Origin of the sequence: Azospirillum sp. CT11-132 (assembly GCF_047302835.1) — a bacterium.
GTDB lineage: Bacteria > Pseudomonadota > Alphaproteobacteria > Azospirillales > Azospirillaceae > Azospirillum.
Genome location: NZ_JBGLZA010000002.1, coordinates 701,589 through 718,958, shown reverse-complemented (window position 1 = coordinate 718,958; position 17,370 = coordinate 701,589). Strand labels below are relative to the sequence as shown.

Here is a 17,370-nt window from a genome sequence, read left to right as displayed (position 1 = left end):
ATCCAGCCACATCGGGCTGGATTTTCGGCGACGCAGCATTATTTGTTTTTTCGATCGCCTTTCAGGCGTTTCCTCCCTAAACTCGGGCCGCGGCTGTATAGCTAGCGGCCTTTTCTCTTTTACGCAATATGCTGAAAGTCAGCTTCGCAAACTTTTTTGGCTGACGTACGTCCGGGGCGTGCTGGAAGTTCGGCAATTTTCCCTTTTACATTGTAAATGCATCGCTTCGGTTCCGCTTGACCCTTTATAAAGGGCTGGGATGATACAGTGTCTGCACTGATCGTCTCCCATCCGGCTCGGCCGGCGCCGCTTGATAAGGATCTTGCCACGATGTCGCCCCTTGGACAGCCAAGCGGCCGGACCGCCGGACACCATGTCGCCACCATCCGTGTTCCGCGCCGGGCCTTCGGCCTGCGGATGACCGTGGCCGTCACCGTCGCCGTGCTGCTGCTCGGGTCGACTCTGGTGAAGGGGCTGGTCGTCGGCAATGGCGCAGCCGACGCGCTGGCGAAGGAGATCGGCAATTCGATGACCGGGCTGGCGCAATCGCTGGCGCGGCAGCTCGATCTGACCATGTGGGCGCGCGCCAACCAGATCGCCGCGCTGTCGCGGATCGACGCGCTGAAGGACCCGGCGGTGGCGCAATCGACCATCGACGAGTTGAAGCGCCGCGACCCGACCATCGCCTGGATCGGCATGACCAACGCCGACGGGCGGGTGGTGGCGGCCTCCAACGGGCTGCTGCTGGGGGCCGACATCGCCAGCCGCCCGGTCCATCAGGAAGGCATGAAGGGCCTGTTCGTCGGCGACGTGCACGAGGCGGTGGCCCTGCATGGCAAGGTGCCGTACCTGAAGGGCGAAACACCGAAATTCGTCGACGTGTCGGCCCCGCTGCAGAAGGCGGACGGCACCACGGTCGGCGTGCTGGCCGCCCATTACAGCTGGGAATGGGCCCACGCCTCGATCCGGCAGCTGATCGAGCCCTTGTCCGACCGCAAGGGGCTGACGCTCTATATCCTGTCGGCCGACGGCACCGTGCTGATCGGTCCCGATTCGGCGGTCGGCAAGCCCCTGCCGGTGCCGACGCTGACCGCCAAGCTGCGCGACGGCTGGAGCAGCGAGGTCTGGCCCGACGGCGTCACCTATGTCACCGGCGTGGCCCACGGCAAGGGGCTGCACGATTACGCCGGGCTGGGTTGGACCGTCGTCGCCCGCCAGCCGGCCGATATCGTCTATGCCGAAACCGACCGCCTGCGGCTGACGATCATCGGGTCCGGCGCGGTGCTGGCCCTGCTGTTCAGCTGCATCGGCTGGTTCGCCGCCGGACGCATCGCCCGGCCGCTGGGCGCCATCGCCGACGCCGCCGAGCGCATCGGCAAGGGCGAGCGCGGCGTGGCGATCCCCGATGTCGGCGGTGCGGCGGAGATCCGCCGGCTGTCGGTGGCGCTGCGGGAGATGGTGGACAGCCTGACCAACAAGGACGTCGCCCTGATGCGGCTGGAGGACATCGCCTACGAGGACCGGCTGACCGCGCTGCCGAACCGGCGTTACTTCGAACAGTATGTCGAGGCGTCGACCGGCGGCGGCGGCGGATCGGCGACGGTGATGTACATCGACCTGGACGGTTTCAAGCCGGTGAACGACCGGCTGGGCCACGATGCCGGCGACGCCGTGCTGCGCCAGATCGGCGGCCGGCTGGCCAGCATCTTCCGCGACGACGACGTGGTCGCCCGGCTGGGCGGCGACGAATTCGCCGCCGTGCTTCCCCGCCGCGCCGACCGCCCGGCTCCCGACACCGAGGAACTGGCGGCGCGCATCATCGCCGCCGTCAACGAGCCGGTGTCGTTCAACGGCGAGACGGTCCGCGTCGGCTGTTCCATCGGCATTGCCTCCTGGCCGGAGGACGACAGTGACATGGCGACGGTGATGCGCCATGCCGACTCCGCGCTCTACAAGGCCAAGCGCGACGGCCGCAACCGCGCGGTGCGCTGGGTGCGGACGGTTGTGGGGGTCTAACGTCCCTCCAGCCCCCGCACCATCCCGTTCATGAAGCCCAGCTTTTCGATCACTGCGGCCGACAGGATGAAGGGGTACAGATCCGGCTGGCCCATGCTGCGGTTCAGGCTGTTCACCGCGTAGGTCAGCGGCAGCCAAAGGTCGATCAGATCCTCGATCCGCCGGGCCTTGTGGGGGTTGAAGTCGACCTCCGCCTCCAGTTCTGCCCCTTCGGTGATGCGTGGGCGAACCCGCAGGCCGAAGGCGCGGGCGGTTTCCAGCGTGTCGACGATGTGCAGGTAGTGCGCCCAGGTCTCGGCGAAATCCTCCCACGGGTGGGCGGTAGCATAGGTGCTGACGAAATTCGCCTGCCAGTCGGCCGGCGCGCCGTCGGCGTAATGGCGCTTCAGCGCCTCGCCATAATCCTGCCGTTCGTCGCCGAACAGGGCGCGGAAGCGCTCCAGCAGCGCCGGGTCGTCGCGCACCAGCCGGTCCCAGATGTAATGACCGCTCTCGTGGCGGAAATGGCCGAGCAGCGTGCGGTAGGGCTCGCCCATCTCGGTGCGGCGCTTCTCGCGCTCGGCATCGTCGGCCTCGGCGACGTTGATGGTGATCAGGCCGTTGGCATGGCCGGTCAGCACCGGCGTCACCGTGCCGTCGGCGGCGACGGTGTCGGTCAGGAAGTCGAAGGCGAGACCTTCCTCCGGGTTGTCGATCCGGCTCTGCAGGGGCAGCTTCAGGTTGGTCAGGGTGTAGAACAGGTGATGCTTCGCCAACTCCAGCTTGCGCCAGCGCGTGAGGTTGGCGGTGTCGGACAGGTCGGGTATGGTGCGATTGTGCCGGCAGGCGGCGCAGTGGGTGTCGGCGGAGTCGGCCGGCAGCATCCAGTTGCAGGCGTCGAGATCCGCATTCGCACAGAACTTGTAGAGCGGTTCGCTGGTGGCGAGCGCGCTCCACACCCCGTCATGGTCGGTGGGGTCGAGCGCCGACAGCGTCCCCACATCCGGCAGATAGCCGAGCCGGTGCCCGCAGCGCTCGCACAGCGTGTTCTCGAAATAGAGCGGCTGGTGGCAGTTCTGGCATTCGAAGAGTTTCATGGCGGGGGATCCGGTGCGTTCCGATGACGCCCTCTCCCGTCCCGGGAGAGGGAGGGGACCCACGAAGTGGGGAGGGTGAGGGGTGATCCGGACATGGATTCCTGATCCTTGGAACACCCCTCACCCTTCCCAAGCTCCGCTTGGGCCCCTTCCCTCTCCCGGGACGGGAGAGGGAGTGTGGCGTCGGGTTAAGTCGGTTTCTTTGCGGGAGCTTCACCCTTCACCGGCGCGGTCTCCGCTGCCGCTTCGGCCTCCACTGTCTCCTCCACCTTCACCTCGACCGGTTCCTCGGGCTTCTCCTCGTCCGTGCTCTCCTCGCCGAAGGACAGCGTCGGGCTCTCGGCGACGCTGCGGAGCGCGCGGGCGGCGCGGCGCAGCGCGAAGGAGGTCTTGCCTTCCGGTTCCAGGGCCAGCAGCAGCAGCGACCGGCCGGTGACGATGTAGCCCTCGCCGGTGTTGACGCGCGGCACCTCGTCGGGGTCGGGCAGGTTGGTGTCGAGCAGACAGCGCCAGACGCTGCCGCCGGTCACCTCCGGCAGGGTGAACTCCACCACGTCATGGTGGGCGTTGATGACCAGCAGCAGGGTGGCGTCCATCGCCGGGCGCTTGATGCCGCTGGCCTGCCCGCGGCCGTCGAGCAGCATGCCCAGGCAACGGGCATTGCCGTCGTGCCAATGACTCTCGTCCATCTCGTCGCCGGCCGGGGTCAGCCAGGTGACGTCCTTCACGTCGAACTCGGCATTGTATTCACCGGAGAGGAAGCGGCCGCGGCGCAGCATGGGGAAGGACTGGCGAACCGCGACGACGCGGCGGACGAACTCGATCAGAGCCTGCCCGTCCTCGTCGATGCCGTCCCACTTCAGCCACGCCGTCTCGTTGTCCTGGCAATAGGCGTTGTTGTTGCCGTGCTGGGTGTTGCCGAACTCGTCGCCGGCCAGCAGCATCGGCGAGCCCTGAGACAGCAGCAGCGTCGCCAGCATGTTGCGCTTCTGCCGTTCACGGAGCGCCTTGATCTCTGGATCGTCGGTCGGACCCTCCACCCCATGGTTCCAGGACAGATTGTGGGAGTGGCCGTCGTTGTTGCCCTCGCCGTTCGCCTCGTTGTGCTTGTCGTTGTAGGAAACGAGGTCGTTCAGCGTGTAGCCGTCATGGGCGGTGATGAAGTTCACGCTGGCCCAGGGCTTGCGCCCGCGCTTGTCGAACAGGTCGGCAGAGCCGCAGAGCCGCGGCGCCACCTCCGGCAGCTTGCCCTCGTCGCCCTTCCAGAAGGCGCGGACGGTGTCGCGATAGCGGTCGTTCCACTCCGCCCAGCCCGGCGGGAAGTTGCCGACCTGATAGCCGCCGGGGCCGCAGTCCCACGGCTCGGCGATCAGCTTGACGCTGTTGAGGATCGGGTCCTGCAGGCAGCTGTCGAGGAAGCCGCCGCCCTCGTCGAAGCCGTAGGGTTCGCGCCCGAGGATGGTGGCGAGGTCGAAGCGGAAGCCGTCGACATGCATCTCCGTCGCCCAATAGCGCAGGCTGTCGGTGACCATCTGCAGCACGCGCGGGTGGCTGAGATTGACGGTATTCCCGGTCCCCGTCTCGTTGATGTAGTAGCGCTGCTGGTCCGGGATCAGCCGGTAGTAGGAGGCGTTGTCGATGCCCTTGAAGGACAGGGTCGGCCCGCGCTCGTTGCCCTCGGCGGTGTGGTTGTAGACGACGTCGAGGATCACCTCCAGCCCGGCATTGTGGAGATGGGCGACCATCTCCTTGAATTCCTTGATGGCGTTGCCCGACGCGGCATAGCGCGGCTCCGGCGAGAAGAAGCCGATGGAGTTGTAGCCCCAATAATTCGCCAGACCCTTGTCGACCAGATGCTGGTCCTGGACGAAGGCATGGACCGGCAGAAGCTCCACCGAGGTGACGCCGAGCGACTTGATGTAGTCGACCACCTCCTTCACCGCCATGCCGCCATAGGTGCCGCGCAGGCTGTCGGGCACCGCCGGGTGCAGCTTGGTGAAGCCCTTCACATGGGTTTCGTAGAAGATGGTGCGGTCCCAGGCAGTGCCGGGCTTGTGGTCGCGGCCCCAGGTGAAGGCCGGGTCGATCACCTTGCATTTCGGCATGAAGGGCGCGCTGTCGCGCTCGTCATAGGTCAGGTCGTCGCCCGATTCCATCACATAGCCGAAATGGGCCGGGTTCCAGCGGATCTCGCCGACCAGCTCCTTGGCATAGGGGTCGAGCAGAAGCTTGTTCGGGTTGAAGCGGTGGCCATTCTCCGGCTCGTAGGGGCCGTACACGCGGTAGCCGTAGAGCAGGCCGGGACGGGCGTCCGGCAGGTAGCCGTGCCAGATCTCGTTGGTGAATTCGGGAAGCTCGATGCGCTCAAGCTCCTCCTCGCCGCTTTCATCGAACAGACACAGTTCGACCTTCGTCGCGTTGGCGGAAAACAGCGCGAAGTTGACGCCGAGCCCGTCCCAGGTCGCACCCAACGGAAAGGGCAATCCTTCACCGAGCCGTGTCGCTTGTTTCAGGATATTCGCCATGATCGCCCGTTTCTCCGCCTGTATCGAAAGTCACACCCGTCCCCTGAACAGTGAGGAGAGCGGGCGGAGCCTTCAACCCGGCCGATGGGCGCTTGTTCCTTCCCCCCGTCAGTCATCTCTTTGGGATAGGGCGGGCTCCGTGCCGGCCGGCAGGTCGCGGCGCAACAAGTCTGCCAGTTGACGCAGGTCACGGTCGCGCGGGTCGCTGGCGCGCCAGACCAGACCGATAACGCGGCCGGGCGGATGCGGACCGTCGAAGGCACGGTATTCCACCAGCCCGCCGACCGTGGCGGCGCGGCCATCCTCCCCCTTGGCCGCCCCTTTGACCGCCAGGACCGGCATCAGCGTGCAGCCGGCCCCCGCCGCCACCATGTGGCGCAGCGTCTCCAGTCCGGTGGCATGGACGCCGCCGCCCCGCGCGCTGAGACCGCAGGCGGCCAGTGCCTGATCGCGCAGGCAGTGCCCCTCCTCCAGCAGCAGAAGCTCCGCCGGGTCGAGGTCGTTCAGCGACAGGCCGGGTATGGCGCAGAGGCGGTGGCCGGCGGGATGGGCGAGCAGGAAGGGTTCGAAGAACAGCGGTTCGGCCGCCAGCCCGTCGCCCTCCACCGGCAGGGCCAGCAGCACGGCGTCGAGCCGGCCGTCGCGCAATTCCTCCAGCAGGCTGTCGGTGCGGCCTTCCGACAGGATCAGGGTCAGGTCGGGCCAGGTCGTGCGCAGCGCCGGCAGGATGTGGGGAAACAGGTAGGGGCCCAGCGTGTGGATCGCCGCCAGCCGCAGCCGGCCGGTCAGTGCCCCGTCCGACCCGTCGGCCAGCGTCAGAAGCCGCCGCGCCTCCTCCAGCACCACGCGGGCTTGCGCCACGATGGCCTCGCCGCGCGGGGTCAGCAGGACCTTGCGGCTGGTGCGTTCGAACAGCGACAGGCCAAGGGCTTCTTCCAGCTTGCGAATCTGGGCGCTCAGCGATGGCTGGCTGACGGCGCAGCGTTCGGCGGCGCGGCCGAAATGGCGCAGCTCGGCGACGGCGACGACATATTCCAGGTCACGCAGGGACAGGCCGGAGAGATTCATAGGTGGAGCCTATTGGTGCATTTCCTTCTATGTCTTGGATATATCGTTCAAGACGCCGGATAACCAGGGGCGAGACAATGATAGCGCACAGACAATGACGCCGCTTCAGGCGACACCGCCCCAACGAGGATGACCCGGATGAGCACCCTGACCACCAGCTTCGGCCAGCCCGTTCCCGACAACCAGAATTCGCTGAGCGCCGGGCCGCGCGGTCCGCTGCTGCTGCAGGATTTCCACCTGATCGAGAAGCTGGCCCACTTCAACCGCGAACGCATTCCGGAGCGCGTCGTGCATGCCAAGGGCGCCGGCGCCTACGGCACCTTCCGCGTCACCCGCGACGTGACGCAATGGACCAAGGCAGCCTTCCTGTCGACGGTCGGCAAGGAGACCGGCGTCTTCCTGCGCTTCTCCACCGTCGGCGGCGAAAAGGGCTCCGCCGATGCCGAGCGCGACCCGCGCGGCTTCGCGGTGAAGTTCTATACGGAGGAAGGCAACTACGATCTGGTCGGCAACAACACACCGGTCTTCTTCCTGCGCGATCCGCTGAAGTTCCCCGACTTCATCCACACCCAGAAGCGCAACCCGGCCACCAACCTGAAGGACCCCACCGCCGTGTGGGACTTCTTCTCGCTGTCACCGGAGACGATGCACCAGCTGACCATCCTGTTCAGCGACCGCGGCACCCCGCGCAGCCATCGCCACATGGACGGCTTCAGCAGCCACACCTTCTCGTGGATCAACGCGGCGAACGAACGCTTCTGGGTCAAGTACCATTTCAAGACCCGCCAGGGCATCGAGAACTTCACCGCCGAGCAGGCGACCGCGATGGCCGGCATCGACCCCGACCACGCCACCCGCGACCTGTACGCCTCGATCGAGGACGGCGACTTCCCGGCCTGGACCGTCTCGGTGCAGATCATGCCGGAGGCCGAGGCCGACGCCTACCGCATCAACCCGTTCGACCTGACCAAGGTCTGGCCGCACGCCGATTACCCGCTGATCGAGATCGGCGAGCTGGTGCTGAACCGCAATCCGGAGAATTTCTTCGCCGAGACCGAACAGGCCGCCTTCAGCCCGGCCAGCGTGGTGCCCGGCATCTCCTTCAGCCCGGACAAGATGCTGCAGGGCCGGCTGTTCGCCTATGCCGACGCCCACCGCTACCGGCTGGGCGGCAACTACGCGCAGATCCCCGTGAACAAGCCGCAGGGCTGCCCGGTCCACAACTACCAGCGCGACGGCGTCATGCGGGTGGACGGCAACGGCGGCGGCCGGCCGAACTACGAGCCGAACAGCTTCGGCGGCCCGGTCCAGACCGGGGTTGCCAGCGAGCCGCCGCTGCGCATCAGCGGCGACGCCGCCGCCTACGACCACCGCGAAGGCAACGACGACTACGCCCAGGCCGGCGCGCTGTTCCGCCTGATCGGTGCCGAGGCTCAGGACCGCCTGATGGACAACATCGCCGGCAGCCTGGGCAAGGCCCCGCTGTTCATCCAGCAGCGCCAGCTGAAGCACTTCCTGGCCGCCGACCCCGCTTATGGCGAGGGCGTCGCCAAACGGCTGGGGCTGACCGTGGCGCAGGCCGCGGAGTGAGGTGAGTTTTCCGGTCCTTCCGCTGGAAAGCGGAGGGGCCGGCTTCGAGATGCCGCGCCCATCCCCGTGGGTGTCGGCATGACCGCCGGCATCCAGCCGCGCATTTCCCCGACTGACTTGCGGCCCTCTTCCCGGCAACGGGGGGAGGGTCGTTTTTATTTCGCGATCTGCCGCAAGACTTTGGTTGACCGGCCGAACAATTCTTTGAGAGCATCCGCACAGCCGAAGGTCGAAAGGAGTGCGGGAAATGCCAGTTAACAACGCGCCGAACGGAATGGTGGCGGAATCGAATTGCGCCGTCTGTGCCCTGGCCGGCCTGATGGACGAGAACTATGGAACCATCATGCAGGAACTGAACACGATTGTCGGCGGCAACGTCAACGCTCCGTTCAGTGGCGAGTTCGTTTCGCAAATCTTCGTCCGATATCAGGAAAAAAGAAACGGAACGAAGATCGACTCTGCCCGCTACATTCAGGGACAGGTCGAAGGGATTGTGAGCTATCTCCGCTCACACGGTTGCCAGAACATCGTCGTGAACGGCTCGCAAGACAACCCATTGATGATCCCCGCCGCAGAGCATTTCATGAATGGATATCCGGATGGGGCCTACTTCCTTGTTCTTGTGGGAAAATACAACAGCGACTTCAAACAGATTATTGGTGCGCATTGGATCGCAGCTGTGCGCGACAATGGACAGCTAACCTATTTCGACTATCAGACCGATGTTCCTCTTGGCGCTGCGCAATTCAAAAGGACACATAATTTCCCGACGGGGTTTACCGGCGTCCACACGTCGAACCAGCCTTTGAGGCCGTTCTTCAAACCGGCCAAGGCTTCCGACCGCATGATCGTCGTAGCGTTTCGCGATTGAAGCCGACGGAGTGGGGTGCCTGCGCCCACCCGAATGGTGTGGTCTCCGCATGGGGGCAGACAAATCCTGTCGAGCCGTCCTAAAGTCCGCCTTCAGCGCGACAGCTTCGATGACGGAATGGGACGGGACCGCGACACCGATAAATCCAGCAGCGAACGATCCACCAGCGCGCTGACCGGCAAGGGGCTGGATACCCTGCTGGCGGCGGCGGAGACGCTGCCGCATGCGCCGGAGGATGCGTGGCGACTCGACCTGCTGCGGGTGGCGCTGCGCATCGCCCGCTCCACCGAGGATCTGGCCGACCTGGAACGCGCCAACCTCGCCTTCAGGGCGCTGCCGCACCGGCTGCGCAACCCGCTGGTCGACCGCGCCGCCATGCTGGCCCGGCGCGAGGCGGAACGCGCCCAGATGGCCGAGGAGCCGGAGGAGGAGCCGAAAGCCGGCGGCCTGCTGGGCGGGCTGAGAGGCGGCTTGTTCGGGCGTGGCGGCAGCCGGCCAAGCCGCAAGACCGCCAAGGAACGGCTGATGCGCGAACTCACCACCCGCCGCGACCCCGACGACGATCGCGAGAGCTGATCGCCCTTTAAACCCAGGCAAGGGAAATCCCGGCATAGGCCACGCCGGACGGCAGATACCCGGACGGCCGCTTGTCCGTCCGAAGGATTGGAAGCCCCCTCCCCTCCCGCGCTCTCCGGCCGCGTCGAAGGTCACAGCTGGGACGGTTTACGGCGGGCCGGGAATGTGCAAAGGTCTCTACCTCCAAATCGGGCTTATCCTAAAGTTGAACTGAACGATGACCGGGGGTTCCGTGCGTCGCCTGAAGCCGTTGCTGACCTGCGCCGCCTTGACCGCCCTGCTGAGCGCCTGCGCCAGCGGCGGGGGCACACATCGCGTCGCCTCGCCGGAGGAAATCGACGCGCATGTCGCGGAAGCCTCCAAGCGCTTCGACATGCCGGAGCTGTGGATCCGCGAGGTCATCCGCCAGGAAAGCGGCGGGCGCACGACCGTCAACGGCAAGCCCATTGTCAGCAAGGCTGGCGCCATGGGGCTGATGCAGGTGATGCCGGCGACCTATGACGAAATGCGGCGCAAGCACAATCTGGGTTCGGACCCCTTCGATCCGCATGACAACATCATCGCCGGCACCGCGTATCTGCGCGAGATGTACAACCTGTTCGGCGCGCCGGGCTTCCTCGGCGCCTACAACTGCGGTCCCGGCTGTTACGGCGACTATCTGGCGGGCAAGCGCGGCCTGCCGGGCGAGACGCGCCGCTACATCGCGTCGGTCGGGCCGCGGCTGAACCGCACCCCGGCGCCCAACGGCGCCGACATCGTGCTGGTCAGCGCGCCGTCCTCCGATTCGCCGCCGGATTACGGTTCGCCCTATGCCCGGCCGTCCTCCTCCTATTCGGCCCCGGTCAATCCGGCGCCGTCCTACACCCCTCCCGCCAGCAGCCGCCCGGCGGCGAGTCGGCCGCCGATCGCCGTGGCCGCCCTGCCGGCTCCTGCACCGACGCCGGCACCGGCGGTGCGGGTGGTGGCGCCCGATACCTCGACTCCGGATGCGCCGGCGCCGCGTCCGGTGGCGACGATGAGCGGGGCGGCGACCGCCGGCGGCGGGGTGTGGACGGTGCAGCTCGGCGCCTTCCGCTCGCCCGACGACAGCCAGCGCGTGATCGACCGCGCCCGCAATTCCATGCCGGTGCTGTCGCGTTCGCAACGGGTCGTCCAGGCGGTGGATACCCAGACCGGTCCGCTCTATCGCGCCCGCCTGTCCGGCCTGTCGCAGCAGGATGCCGCCAGCGCCTGCAGCGGACTGGTCAACATCGGCATGGCCTGTTTCGTGGTGGCACCGGGGGCCTGAACAGGCTCCGCCGCAAGCTTCGCCGATGGATGACGTCCTTCGGTTGGTTTGCCGCCGGGCCGGCGGCGGCGCTATGCTGACGGCTGGTCGGCAATGCGGAGCGGCGGAACATGCGGCAGGTGAGGGGTTTGGACGAGACGGTCCGGCACTTCCTGGACCGCAGCCTCAGCGTCAATGTTGCGACCAGTGACCGCGACGGGCGCCCGCTGGTGGCCAGAGCCGTGGCGGCGCGGGTGTCGCCGGGCGGCGAACGGTTGACCGTGCTGATCGACGGGCGCGCCAACGCCGCGCTGGTCGCCGCCGTCGCCGAGACCGGGCGGCTGGCCGTGGTCTTCACCGAACCCAGCACCCACCGGTCCATTCAGATCAAGGACGACGCTGCCACCATGGCGGCGCCGACGGTGGAAGAGGCGGCGCTGCCCGGTCCCTACATCGACGGTTTCATCGCAGAGCTGGCCGGGATGGGATTCACGGAAGCCTTCGTCCGGGCGGTGATGGAGTTCGATCCGAGCGATCTGGTGGCGCTGCATCTGGCCCCCGCCGCGGTCTTCGACCAGACGCCGGGACCAAAGGCCGGCGAGCGGATTCTGGCATGAACAGCCCCCTGCCCCAGAATGCTCTTACCCTGGACGCCATCCGGACCTGCCTGGAGGGCGTGATCCCCGGCACCATCGCCACGGCGGACGCCGAGGGAACGCCGAACGTGTCGCAGCTGTCGCAGGTCCATTACGTCGATCCAGGCCACATCGCCCTGTCCTATCAGTTCTTCAACAAGACGCGGGCCAACATCCTGGCCAATCCGGACGCCCAACTGGAGGTGATCGACCCGTCCACCGGGGCGCAGTATCGGCTGCGGCTGGCCTATCTGCGCACCGAGACGGACGGGCCGCTGTTCGAGAGCATGAAGGCGAAGCTGTCGGGCATCGCCTCCCATGTCGGGATGGCGGAAGTGTTCCGCTTGCGCGGCGCCGACCTGTTCCGGGTGGTAGCGATCGAGGCGGTCGCCGGCGGCCGTCCCCTGCCCGCCCCGGTCCGGCCGCGCAGCCTGCTGTCGGCGGTCCGGCGCGCCTGCGAGGGGTTGCGCGGCGCCGCAGACCTGTCCGACCTGCTCGACCGCGCCATCGCCGCCTTGCGCGATCTGTTCGGGGTGGAGCATGCGCTGATCCTGCTGCCCGACGCCGCCAGCGGCCGGCTGTTCACCGTCGCGGCGCTGGGCTATGAGGCCTCAAGCCGCGGCAGCGGCATCGGGTGGGAGGTGGCGCCCGGCGACGGGGTGATCGGCATGGCGGCGCGCGAACGGGTGCCGATCCGCATCACCCACATGACCACCGACGTCACCTACAGCATGGCGATGCGGGAGGGGACGGCAGCGGGCATCGCGCGCGAGATCCCCTTCCCCGGTCTGGACCGGCCGCACAGCCAGCTGGCGGTGCCGATCCTGGCGCATCCGGGGACCTGCGGAGATTTGGCCGGCGTGCTGTTCGTGGAAAGCGCGCAGGAGATGCGCTTCACCTATGACGACGAGGATGCGCTGGCGACGCTCGCCGCACAGCTGGGCACGCTGATGCGCGGCCTGCCGCCAGCCCATGGCGCGGAGGCCGAAGAGGTGCCGGCCCCGGCCGACGCGCCACCTGCCATCGGCACCCCGATCACCGTGCGCCATTACGCCAGCGACGACAGCGTCTTCCTCGACCATGACTACCTGATCAAGGGGGTGGCCGGCGCCATCCTGTGGAAGCTGGTGCGCGACCACACCACGCTGGGCCGCACCGACTTCACCAACCGCGAACTGCGGCTGGCGCCCGACATCCCGCTGCCCGACCTCGCCGAGAACCTGGAAGCGCGGCTGATCCTGCTGCAACGCCGGCTGGCCGACCGCCGCGGCCCCCTGCGCATCGAGAAGACCGGCCGGGGCCGTTTCCGCCTGCTGGTGGAAAAGCCCCTGCGGCTGGAGGAGATGAGTTGAGAGGGCGGAGAGAGGCGGATTACCCCTCGCTGACGCGGCGGCAGCGGCGCTTCATCAGGGCCAGCGCCTCTTCCGCCCGGTCACCGGTCAGGTCGAAGCTGCGCTCGTCCAGCAGCACGCCGTCGGAGTTGTAGGCGCGCACCTGCAGGCCCTCCGGCGTCTGCTCCGCCGTCACGTCGAGGATGCCGTCGCCGGTCTCGTTGCCGGCGATGTCGAGGAAGTCGTTGATCTCGTCGAAGCTGGCCACGGTGTCGTCCGGCCAGACGCCCTCGGCGGTGAAGTCCAGCAGGTCGTTCAGCCCGCCGACCGGCTCGCAGCGCTTCACCCGCGGGTCGGCGGTGGCGACCGCCTCGGCGAAGGCGGCCATCGACTGGCGGATGCGCTCCTGCTCGATGGGGTCGATCTCCATCTCCTCGCCCTCGCCGGAGAATCCGAGGTTCAGCGGGTCGGGCATCGCCTCGCCCTCCCGCTCCTCATCCTCCTCGATCACCAGACCGACGACGCCGACGAGGCGGGTGCCGATATCGTCGGGGGCGGCGACCAGATCCTGCTCGCGCATGAAGGTTTCCGCCGCCTCGGGCGAGTCGATCAGGCGGCGCAGCAGGGTGCGGCGGTCGGCGGCCTCCAGGTAGGACAGCGGTTCCGGATCGAGCCACAGCGGCAGCAGCCGCATGTCGGTCGCCTTTTCCAGCAGACCGGCCGAATCGAGCGCGCGTTCGATGGCATCGACCGACGGCGGCTCGTCCAGCCTGCCCTCGACCTCCAGCGCCACCCAGAACAAGGTTGACAGGGTCGGGTCCCCATGCTCGTCGGTGCTCTGCGCCGTCTCGGAGAAGGCCTCGACCTCGTCCATGAAGTCGTAGCCTTCCTCCTCGCGCAGCTTGCCCAAGGCGGCTTCGATCACGCCCTGGCGGTTGCCGTCCAGCACCTCGTCCAGCAGGGCGCCGAAACGTTCGTCGTTGTTGCGCCACAGCCGGACCAGCCGGTCGGCCGGCGTCCCGCTGAACTGGCCGCCCTTGCCGTTGACTCCGTCCTTCTTCGCCATGATGCGCCCATCCCCTTTTTGAATTCGCTCGTCCGGTTGGCGTGACCATAGGAGCGCCGCGCCGTCCTGTCGACCGCGATATGGTGACGCTTTACCCGACGGATGGTGGTGCCCCGCGCCACCCGCCGCAGCGACGATTGGCCCCTTCCACCCGGACGGGAAAGGGGTAGGATCCAACCACTCTCCATTCGGGTGATCCGCCATGGCCGAACGTCCGGTTTTTCCCAAAGACTTCCTGTGGGGCGCTTCGACCTCCGCCTATCAGATCGAGGGCGGGGCCGAGGCCGATGGGCGGGCGCCCAGCATCTGGGACAGCTTCTGCAAGCTGAAGGGCCGGGTCGACAATGGCGAGAGCGGCGACGTCGCCTGCGACCATTACCACCTGATGCCGCAGGATGTGGACCTGATGGCGGATCTGGGCTTGCAGGCCTACCGCTTCTCCGTCTCCTGGCCGCGGGTGCTGCCACGCGGGCGGGGGGCGCCGAACGAAAAGGGGCTGGATTTCTACGACCGGCTGATCGACCGGCTGCTGGAGAAGGGGATCGAGCCCTGGCTCTGCCTCTATCACTGGGACCTGCCGCAGGCCTTGCAGGATCTGGGCGGCTGGGGCACGCGGGACGGCGTGGGCTGGTTCGAGGACTATGCGGCGCTGTGCGCGCGGCGCTATGGCGACCGGGTGAAGCGCTGGGCCACCTTCAACGAGTTCTCGGTCTTCACCCTGTTCGGTTGGGCCTTCGGCTGGGGCGCGCCCAGCATCGCCGACCGCGCCGCCCACCTGAAGACGATCCACCACGTCAACCTCGCCCATGGCGCCGGGGTGGATGTGCTGCGGGCGCTGGTGCCGGGGGCTTCCATCGGCGCGGTGCACAGCGTCCAGCCGATGCGGCCGGAGACCGACAAGCCGGAGGACGTCGAGGCGGCGGCCCTGTTCGACGAGCATTGGAACCGCGCCTTCCCCGACGCGCAATTGCTGGCTCACTATCCGCGCCGCATCGCCGAGGCCATCGAACCGTATGTGCAGCCCGGCGACATGGCGCGCATCGCCCGGCCGGTGGACTGGTTCGGGCTGAACCATTACGCGCCGGTCTACGGGCGCCGGGACGACAGCCTGATCTGGGGCTTCGGCTTCGGCTCGCCGCCGCCGGGGATGAAGCGGACGGCCATCGACTGGCCCTATGACCCCGGCTGTTTCCGCGAGACGCTTGTCGACCTGACCCGGCGTTACCGGTTGCCGATCTACGTCACCGAGAACGGCTACGGCACCAAGGCGGCGGAGACGCCCGACGCTGATGGCAAGGTGGTCGATGCGGAGCGGTTGGCCTACCTCCAGGCCTACATCGCCGCGATGGCGGAGGCGAAGGGGCTGGGCGCCGACGTGCGCGGCTATTTCGTCTGGTCGCTGCTGGACAATTTCGAATGGGGCGGCGGGTACGGCACCCGCTTCGGCATCGTCCGGGTCGATTTCGAAACCCAGGCGCGGATCCCGAAGGAGTCCGCGCGCTGGTATTCGGAGCTGATCCGGGGTGCGTGAGGGCAATCAGCGACGGATCCCCTCTCCCCCCCGGGAGAGGGAGAAGTCACGTCACCCGCTTTACTTCAGGAACGGCAGGTTCAGCCCCTGCTCCTTGGCGCACTCGATGGCGATGTCATAGCCGGCATCGGCGTGGCGCATCACGCCGGTGGCCGGGTCGTTCCACAGCACGCGCTCGATCCGCTTGGCCGCCGCGTCGCTGCCGTCGCAGACGATGACCATGCCCGAATGCTGCGAGAAGCCCATGCCGACGCCGCCGCCATGGTGCAGGCTGACCCAGGTCGCTCCGCTGGCAGTGTTCAGCAGCGCGTTCAGCAGCGGCCAATCCGACACGGCGTCGGTGCCGTCCTTCATCGCCTCGGTCTCGCGGTTCGGGCTGGCGACCGAGCCGCTGTCGAGATGATCGCGGCCGATGACGATGGGGGCCTTCAACTCGCCCGACTTCACCATCTCGTTGAAGGCGAGGCCGAGGCGATGGCGCTGCCCCAGCCCGACCCAGCAGATGCGGGCCGGCAGGCCCTGGAACTGGATGCGCTTGGACGCCATGTCGAGCCAGTTGTGCAGGTGCGGATCGTCGGGGATCAGCTCCTTCACCTTGGCGTCGGTCTTGCGGATGTCCTCAGGATCGCCGGACAGCGCGGCCCAGCGGAACGGGCCGATGCCGCGGCAGAACAGCGGGCGGATATAGGCGGGGACGAAGCCGGGGAAGTCGAAAGCGTTCTCCAGCCCCTCCTCCTTCGCCATCTGCCGGATGTTGTTGCCGTAATCGACGGTCGGGATGCCCATGGCGTGGAAGGCCAGCATCGCCTCCACCTGCACCCGCATCGACTTGCGGGCGGCGGCGGCAACGGCGGCGGGCTGGCTTTCGCGGGCGCTCTCCCACTCCTCCAGCGTCCAGCCCTGCGGCAGATAGCCGTTCACCGGGTCATGGGCGGAGGTCTGGTCGGTGACGATGTGCGGCCGGGCCTTGATGTCGGTGCCGGCGCGGCGCGCCAGTTCGGGGAAGACGTCGGCTGCGTTGCCGAGCAGGCCGACCGAGATCGCCTCGCCCTTGGCACAGGCCTCGTTGATCCAGGCCAGCGCCTCGTCGAGGTCGGCGGTGTGGCGGTCGAGATAGCCGGTGCGGATGCGCATCTCGATGCTGCTGGGACGGCATTCCACCGCCAGCATGCAGGCGCCGGCCATGGTCGCGGCCAGCGGCTGCGCCCCGCCCATGCCGCCGAGGCCGCCGGTCAGGATCCACTTGCCCTTCAGGTCGCCGTTGTAGTGCTGCCGCCCGGCCTCGACGAAGGTCTCGTAGGTGCCCTGCACGATTCCCTGGCTGCCGATATAGATCCAGCTGCCGGCGGTCATCTGGCCGTACATCGCCAGACCCTTGCGGTCCAGCTCGTTGAAATGCTCCCAGGTCGCCCAGCGCGGCACGAGGTTGGAGTTGGCGATCAGCACGCGCGGCGCGTCGGCATGGGTGCGGAAGACGCCGACCGGCTTGCCCGACTGGACCAGCAGCGTCTCGTCGTCGTTCAGCGTCTTCAGCGCCGAGACGATGCGGTCGAAGCTTTCCCAATCGCGGGCGGCGCGGCCGATGCCGCCATAGACGACCAACTCCTGCGGCCGTTCGGCGACGTCGGGGTCGAGGTTGTTCATCAGCATGCGCATCGGCGCCTCGGCGAGCCAGCTCTTGCAGCTCAGTTCGGGGCCGTGCGGGGCACGGATGACGCGCTGGTTGTCGAGGCGGGATGACATGGGTGGGTGGCTCCTGGTGGGAGGGGGATGCGTGTTGTGCTGACTCTTGCCCCCACCCCGACCCTCCCCCGCTGG

Annotated in this window: 13 protein-coding genes; 8 read left to right on the top strand and 5 right to left on the bottom strand. The window is 67.5% G+C overall.

The window, feature by feature from the left end; genetic code table 11:
- Positions 1-330: 330 nt before the first annotated feature.
- A complete protein-coding gene (locus ACCD06_RS05015) occupies positions 331-2,016 on the top strand; it encodes a diguanylate cyclase domain-containing protein (protein ID WP_413339225.1) in 1,686 nt (561 codons plus the stop codon).
- On the opposite strand, the gene ACCD06_RS05010 is transcribed toward ACCD06_RS05015, so the two are convergent.
- From ACCD06_RS05010 to ACCD06_RS05000, 3 genes are all read right to left on the bottom strand, one after another.
- Positions 2,013-3,092 (bottom strand): putative zinc-binding metallopeptidase, encoded by a 1,080-nt coding sequence (locus tag ACCD06_RS05010; RefSeq protein WP_109156648.1) that lies wholly within the window; start codon positions 3,090-3,092, stop codon positions 2,013-2,015. The genes ACCD06_RS05015 and ACCD06_RS05010 overlap by 4 nt on opposite strands.
- Before the next feature lie 188 nt (positions 3,093-3,280).
- Positions 3,281-5,617: a glycogen debranching protein GlgX gene (gene glgX, locus ACCD06_RS05005; protein ID WP_413339222.1), complete on the bottom strand. Its 2,337-nt coding sequence runs from the start codon at positions 5,615-5,617 to the stop codon at positions 3,281-3,283.
- Positions 5,618-5,725: 108 nt separating this feature from the next.
- A complete protein-coding gene (locus tag ACCD06_RS05000) occupies positions 5,726-6,685 on the bottom strand; it encodes a LysR substrate-binding domain-containing protein (protein ID WP_413339220.1) in 960 nt (319 codons plus the stop codon).
- Between the two features lie 138 nt (positions 6,686-6,823).
- Here ACCD06_RS05000 and ACCD06_RS04995 point away from each other — a divergent pair, with 138 nt between their 5' ends.
- The 6 genes from ACCD06_RS04995 (at position 6,824) to ACCD06_RS04970 (ending at position 12,976) form a co-directional block, all read left to right on the top strand.
- Positions 6,824-8,275, top strand: a complete 1,452-nt coding sequence (locus ACCD06_RS04995; protein WP_413339218.1) for a catalase — start codon at positions 6,824-6,826, stop codon at positions 8,273-8,275.
- Positions 8,276-8,522: 247 nt separating this feature from the next.
- On the top strand, positions 8,523-9,146 hold the full coding sequence (locus ACCD06_RS04990) for a hypothetical protein (RefSeq protein WP_413339216.1): 624 nt from the start codon (positions 8,523-8,525) through the stop codon (positions 9,144-9,146).
- A 117-nt stretch (positions 9,147-9,263) separates the two neighbouring features.
- Positions 9,264-9,722, top strand: coding sequence for a hypothetical protein (locus ACCD06_RS04985; RefSeq protein ID WP_109156653.1), 459 nt, complete (start codon positions 9,264-9,266; stop codon positions 9,720-9,722).
- A 217-nt stretch (positions 9,723-9,939) separates the two neighbouring features.
- On the top strand, positions 9,940-11,010 hold the full coding sequence (locus ACCD06_RS04980; RefSeq protein ID WP_109156654.1) for a transglycosylase SLT domain-containing protein: 1,071 nt from the start codon (positions 9,940-9,942) through the stop codon (positions 11,008-11,010).
- A 110-nt stretch (positions 11,011-11,120) separates the two neighbouring features.
- A complete protein-coding gene (locus ACCD06_RS04975) occupies positions 11,121-11,606 on the top strand; it encodes a hypothetical protein (protein ID WP_413339213.1) in 486 nt (161 codons plus the stop codon).
- The gene (locus ACCD06_RS04970; RefSeq protein ID WP_413339211.1) at positions 11,603-12,976 is read left to right on the top strand and encodes a GAF domain-containing protein; all 1,374 of its coding nucleotides are present in this window, start codon (positions 11,603-11,605) and stop codon (positions 12,974-12,976) included. The genes ACCD06_RS04975 and ACCD06_RS04970 overlap by 4 nt, the downstream gene beginning before the upstream one ends.
- A gap of 19 nt (positions 12,977-12,995) precedes the next feature.
- Here the strand turns inward: ACCD06_RS04970 and ACCD06_RS04965 are convergent, their stop codons facing one another.
- Positions 12,996-14,021 (bottom strand): hypothetical protein, encoded by a 1,026-nt coding sequence (locus tag ACCD06_RS04965; protein WP_413339209.1) that lies wholly within the window; start codon positions 14,019-14,021, stop codon positions 12,996-12,998.
- Between the two features lie 202 nt (positions 14,022-14,223).
- Here ACCD06_RS04965 and ACCD06_RS04960 point away from each other — a divergent pair, with 202 nt between their 5' ends.
- The gene (locus ACCD06_RS04960) at positions 14,224-15,552 is read left to right on the top strand and encodes a GH1 family beta-glucosidase (RefSeq protein ID WP_413339207.1); all 1,329 of its coding nucleotides are present in this window, start codon (positions 14,224-14,226) and stop codon (positions 15,550-15,552) included.
- Between the two features lie 60 nt (positions 15,553-15,612).
- Here the strand turns inward: ACCD06_RS04960 and hutU are convergent, their stop codons facing one another.
- Entirely contained in the window at positions 15,613-17,295 is a 1,683-nt protein-coding gene (hutU, locus tag ACCD06_RS04955) for a urocanate hydratase (RefSeq protein WP_413339205.1), read from the bottom strand.
- Positions 17,296-17,370: the final 75 nt, after the last annotated feature.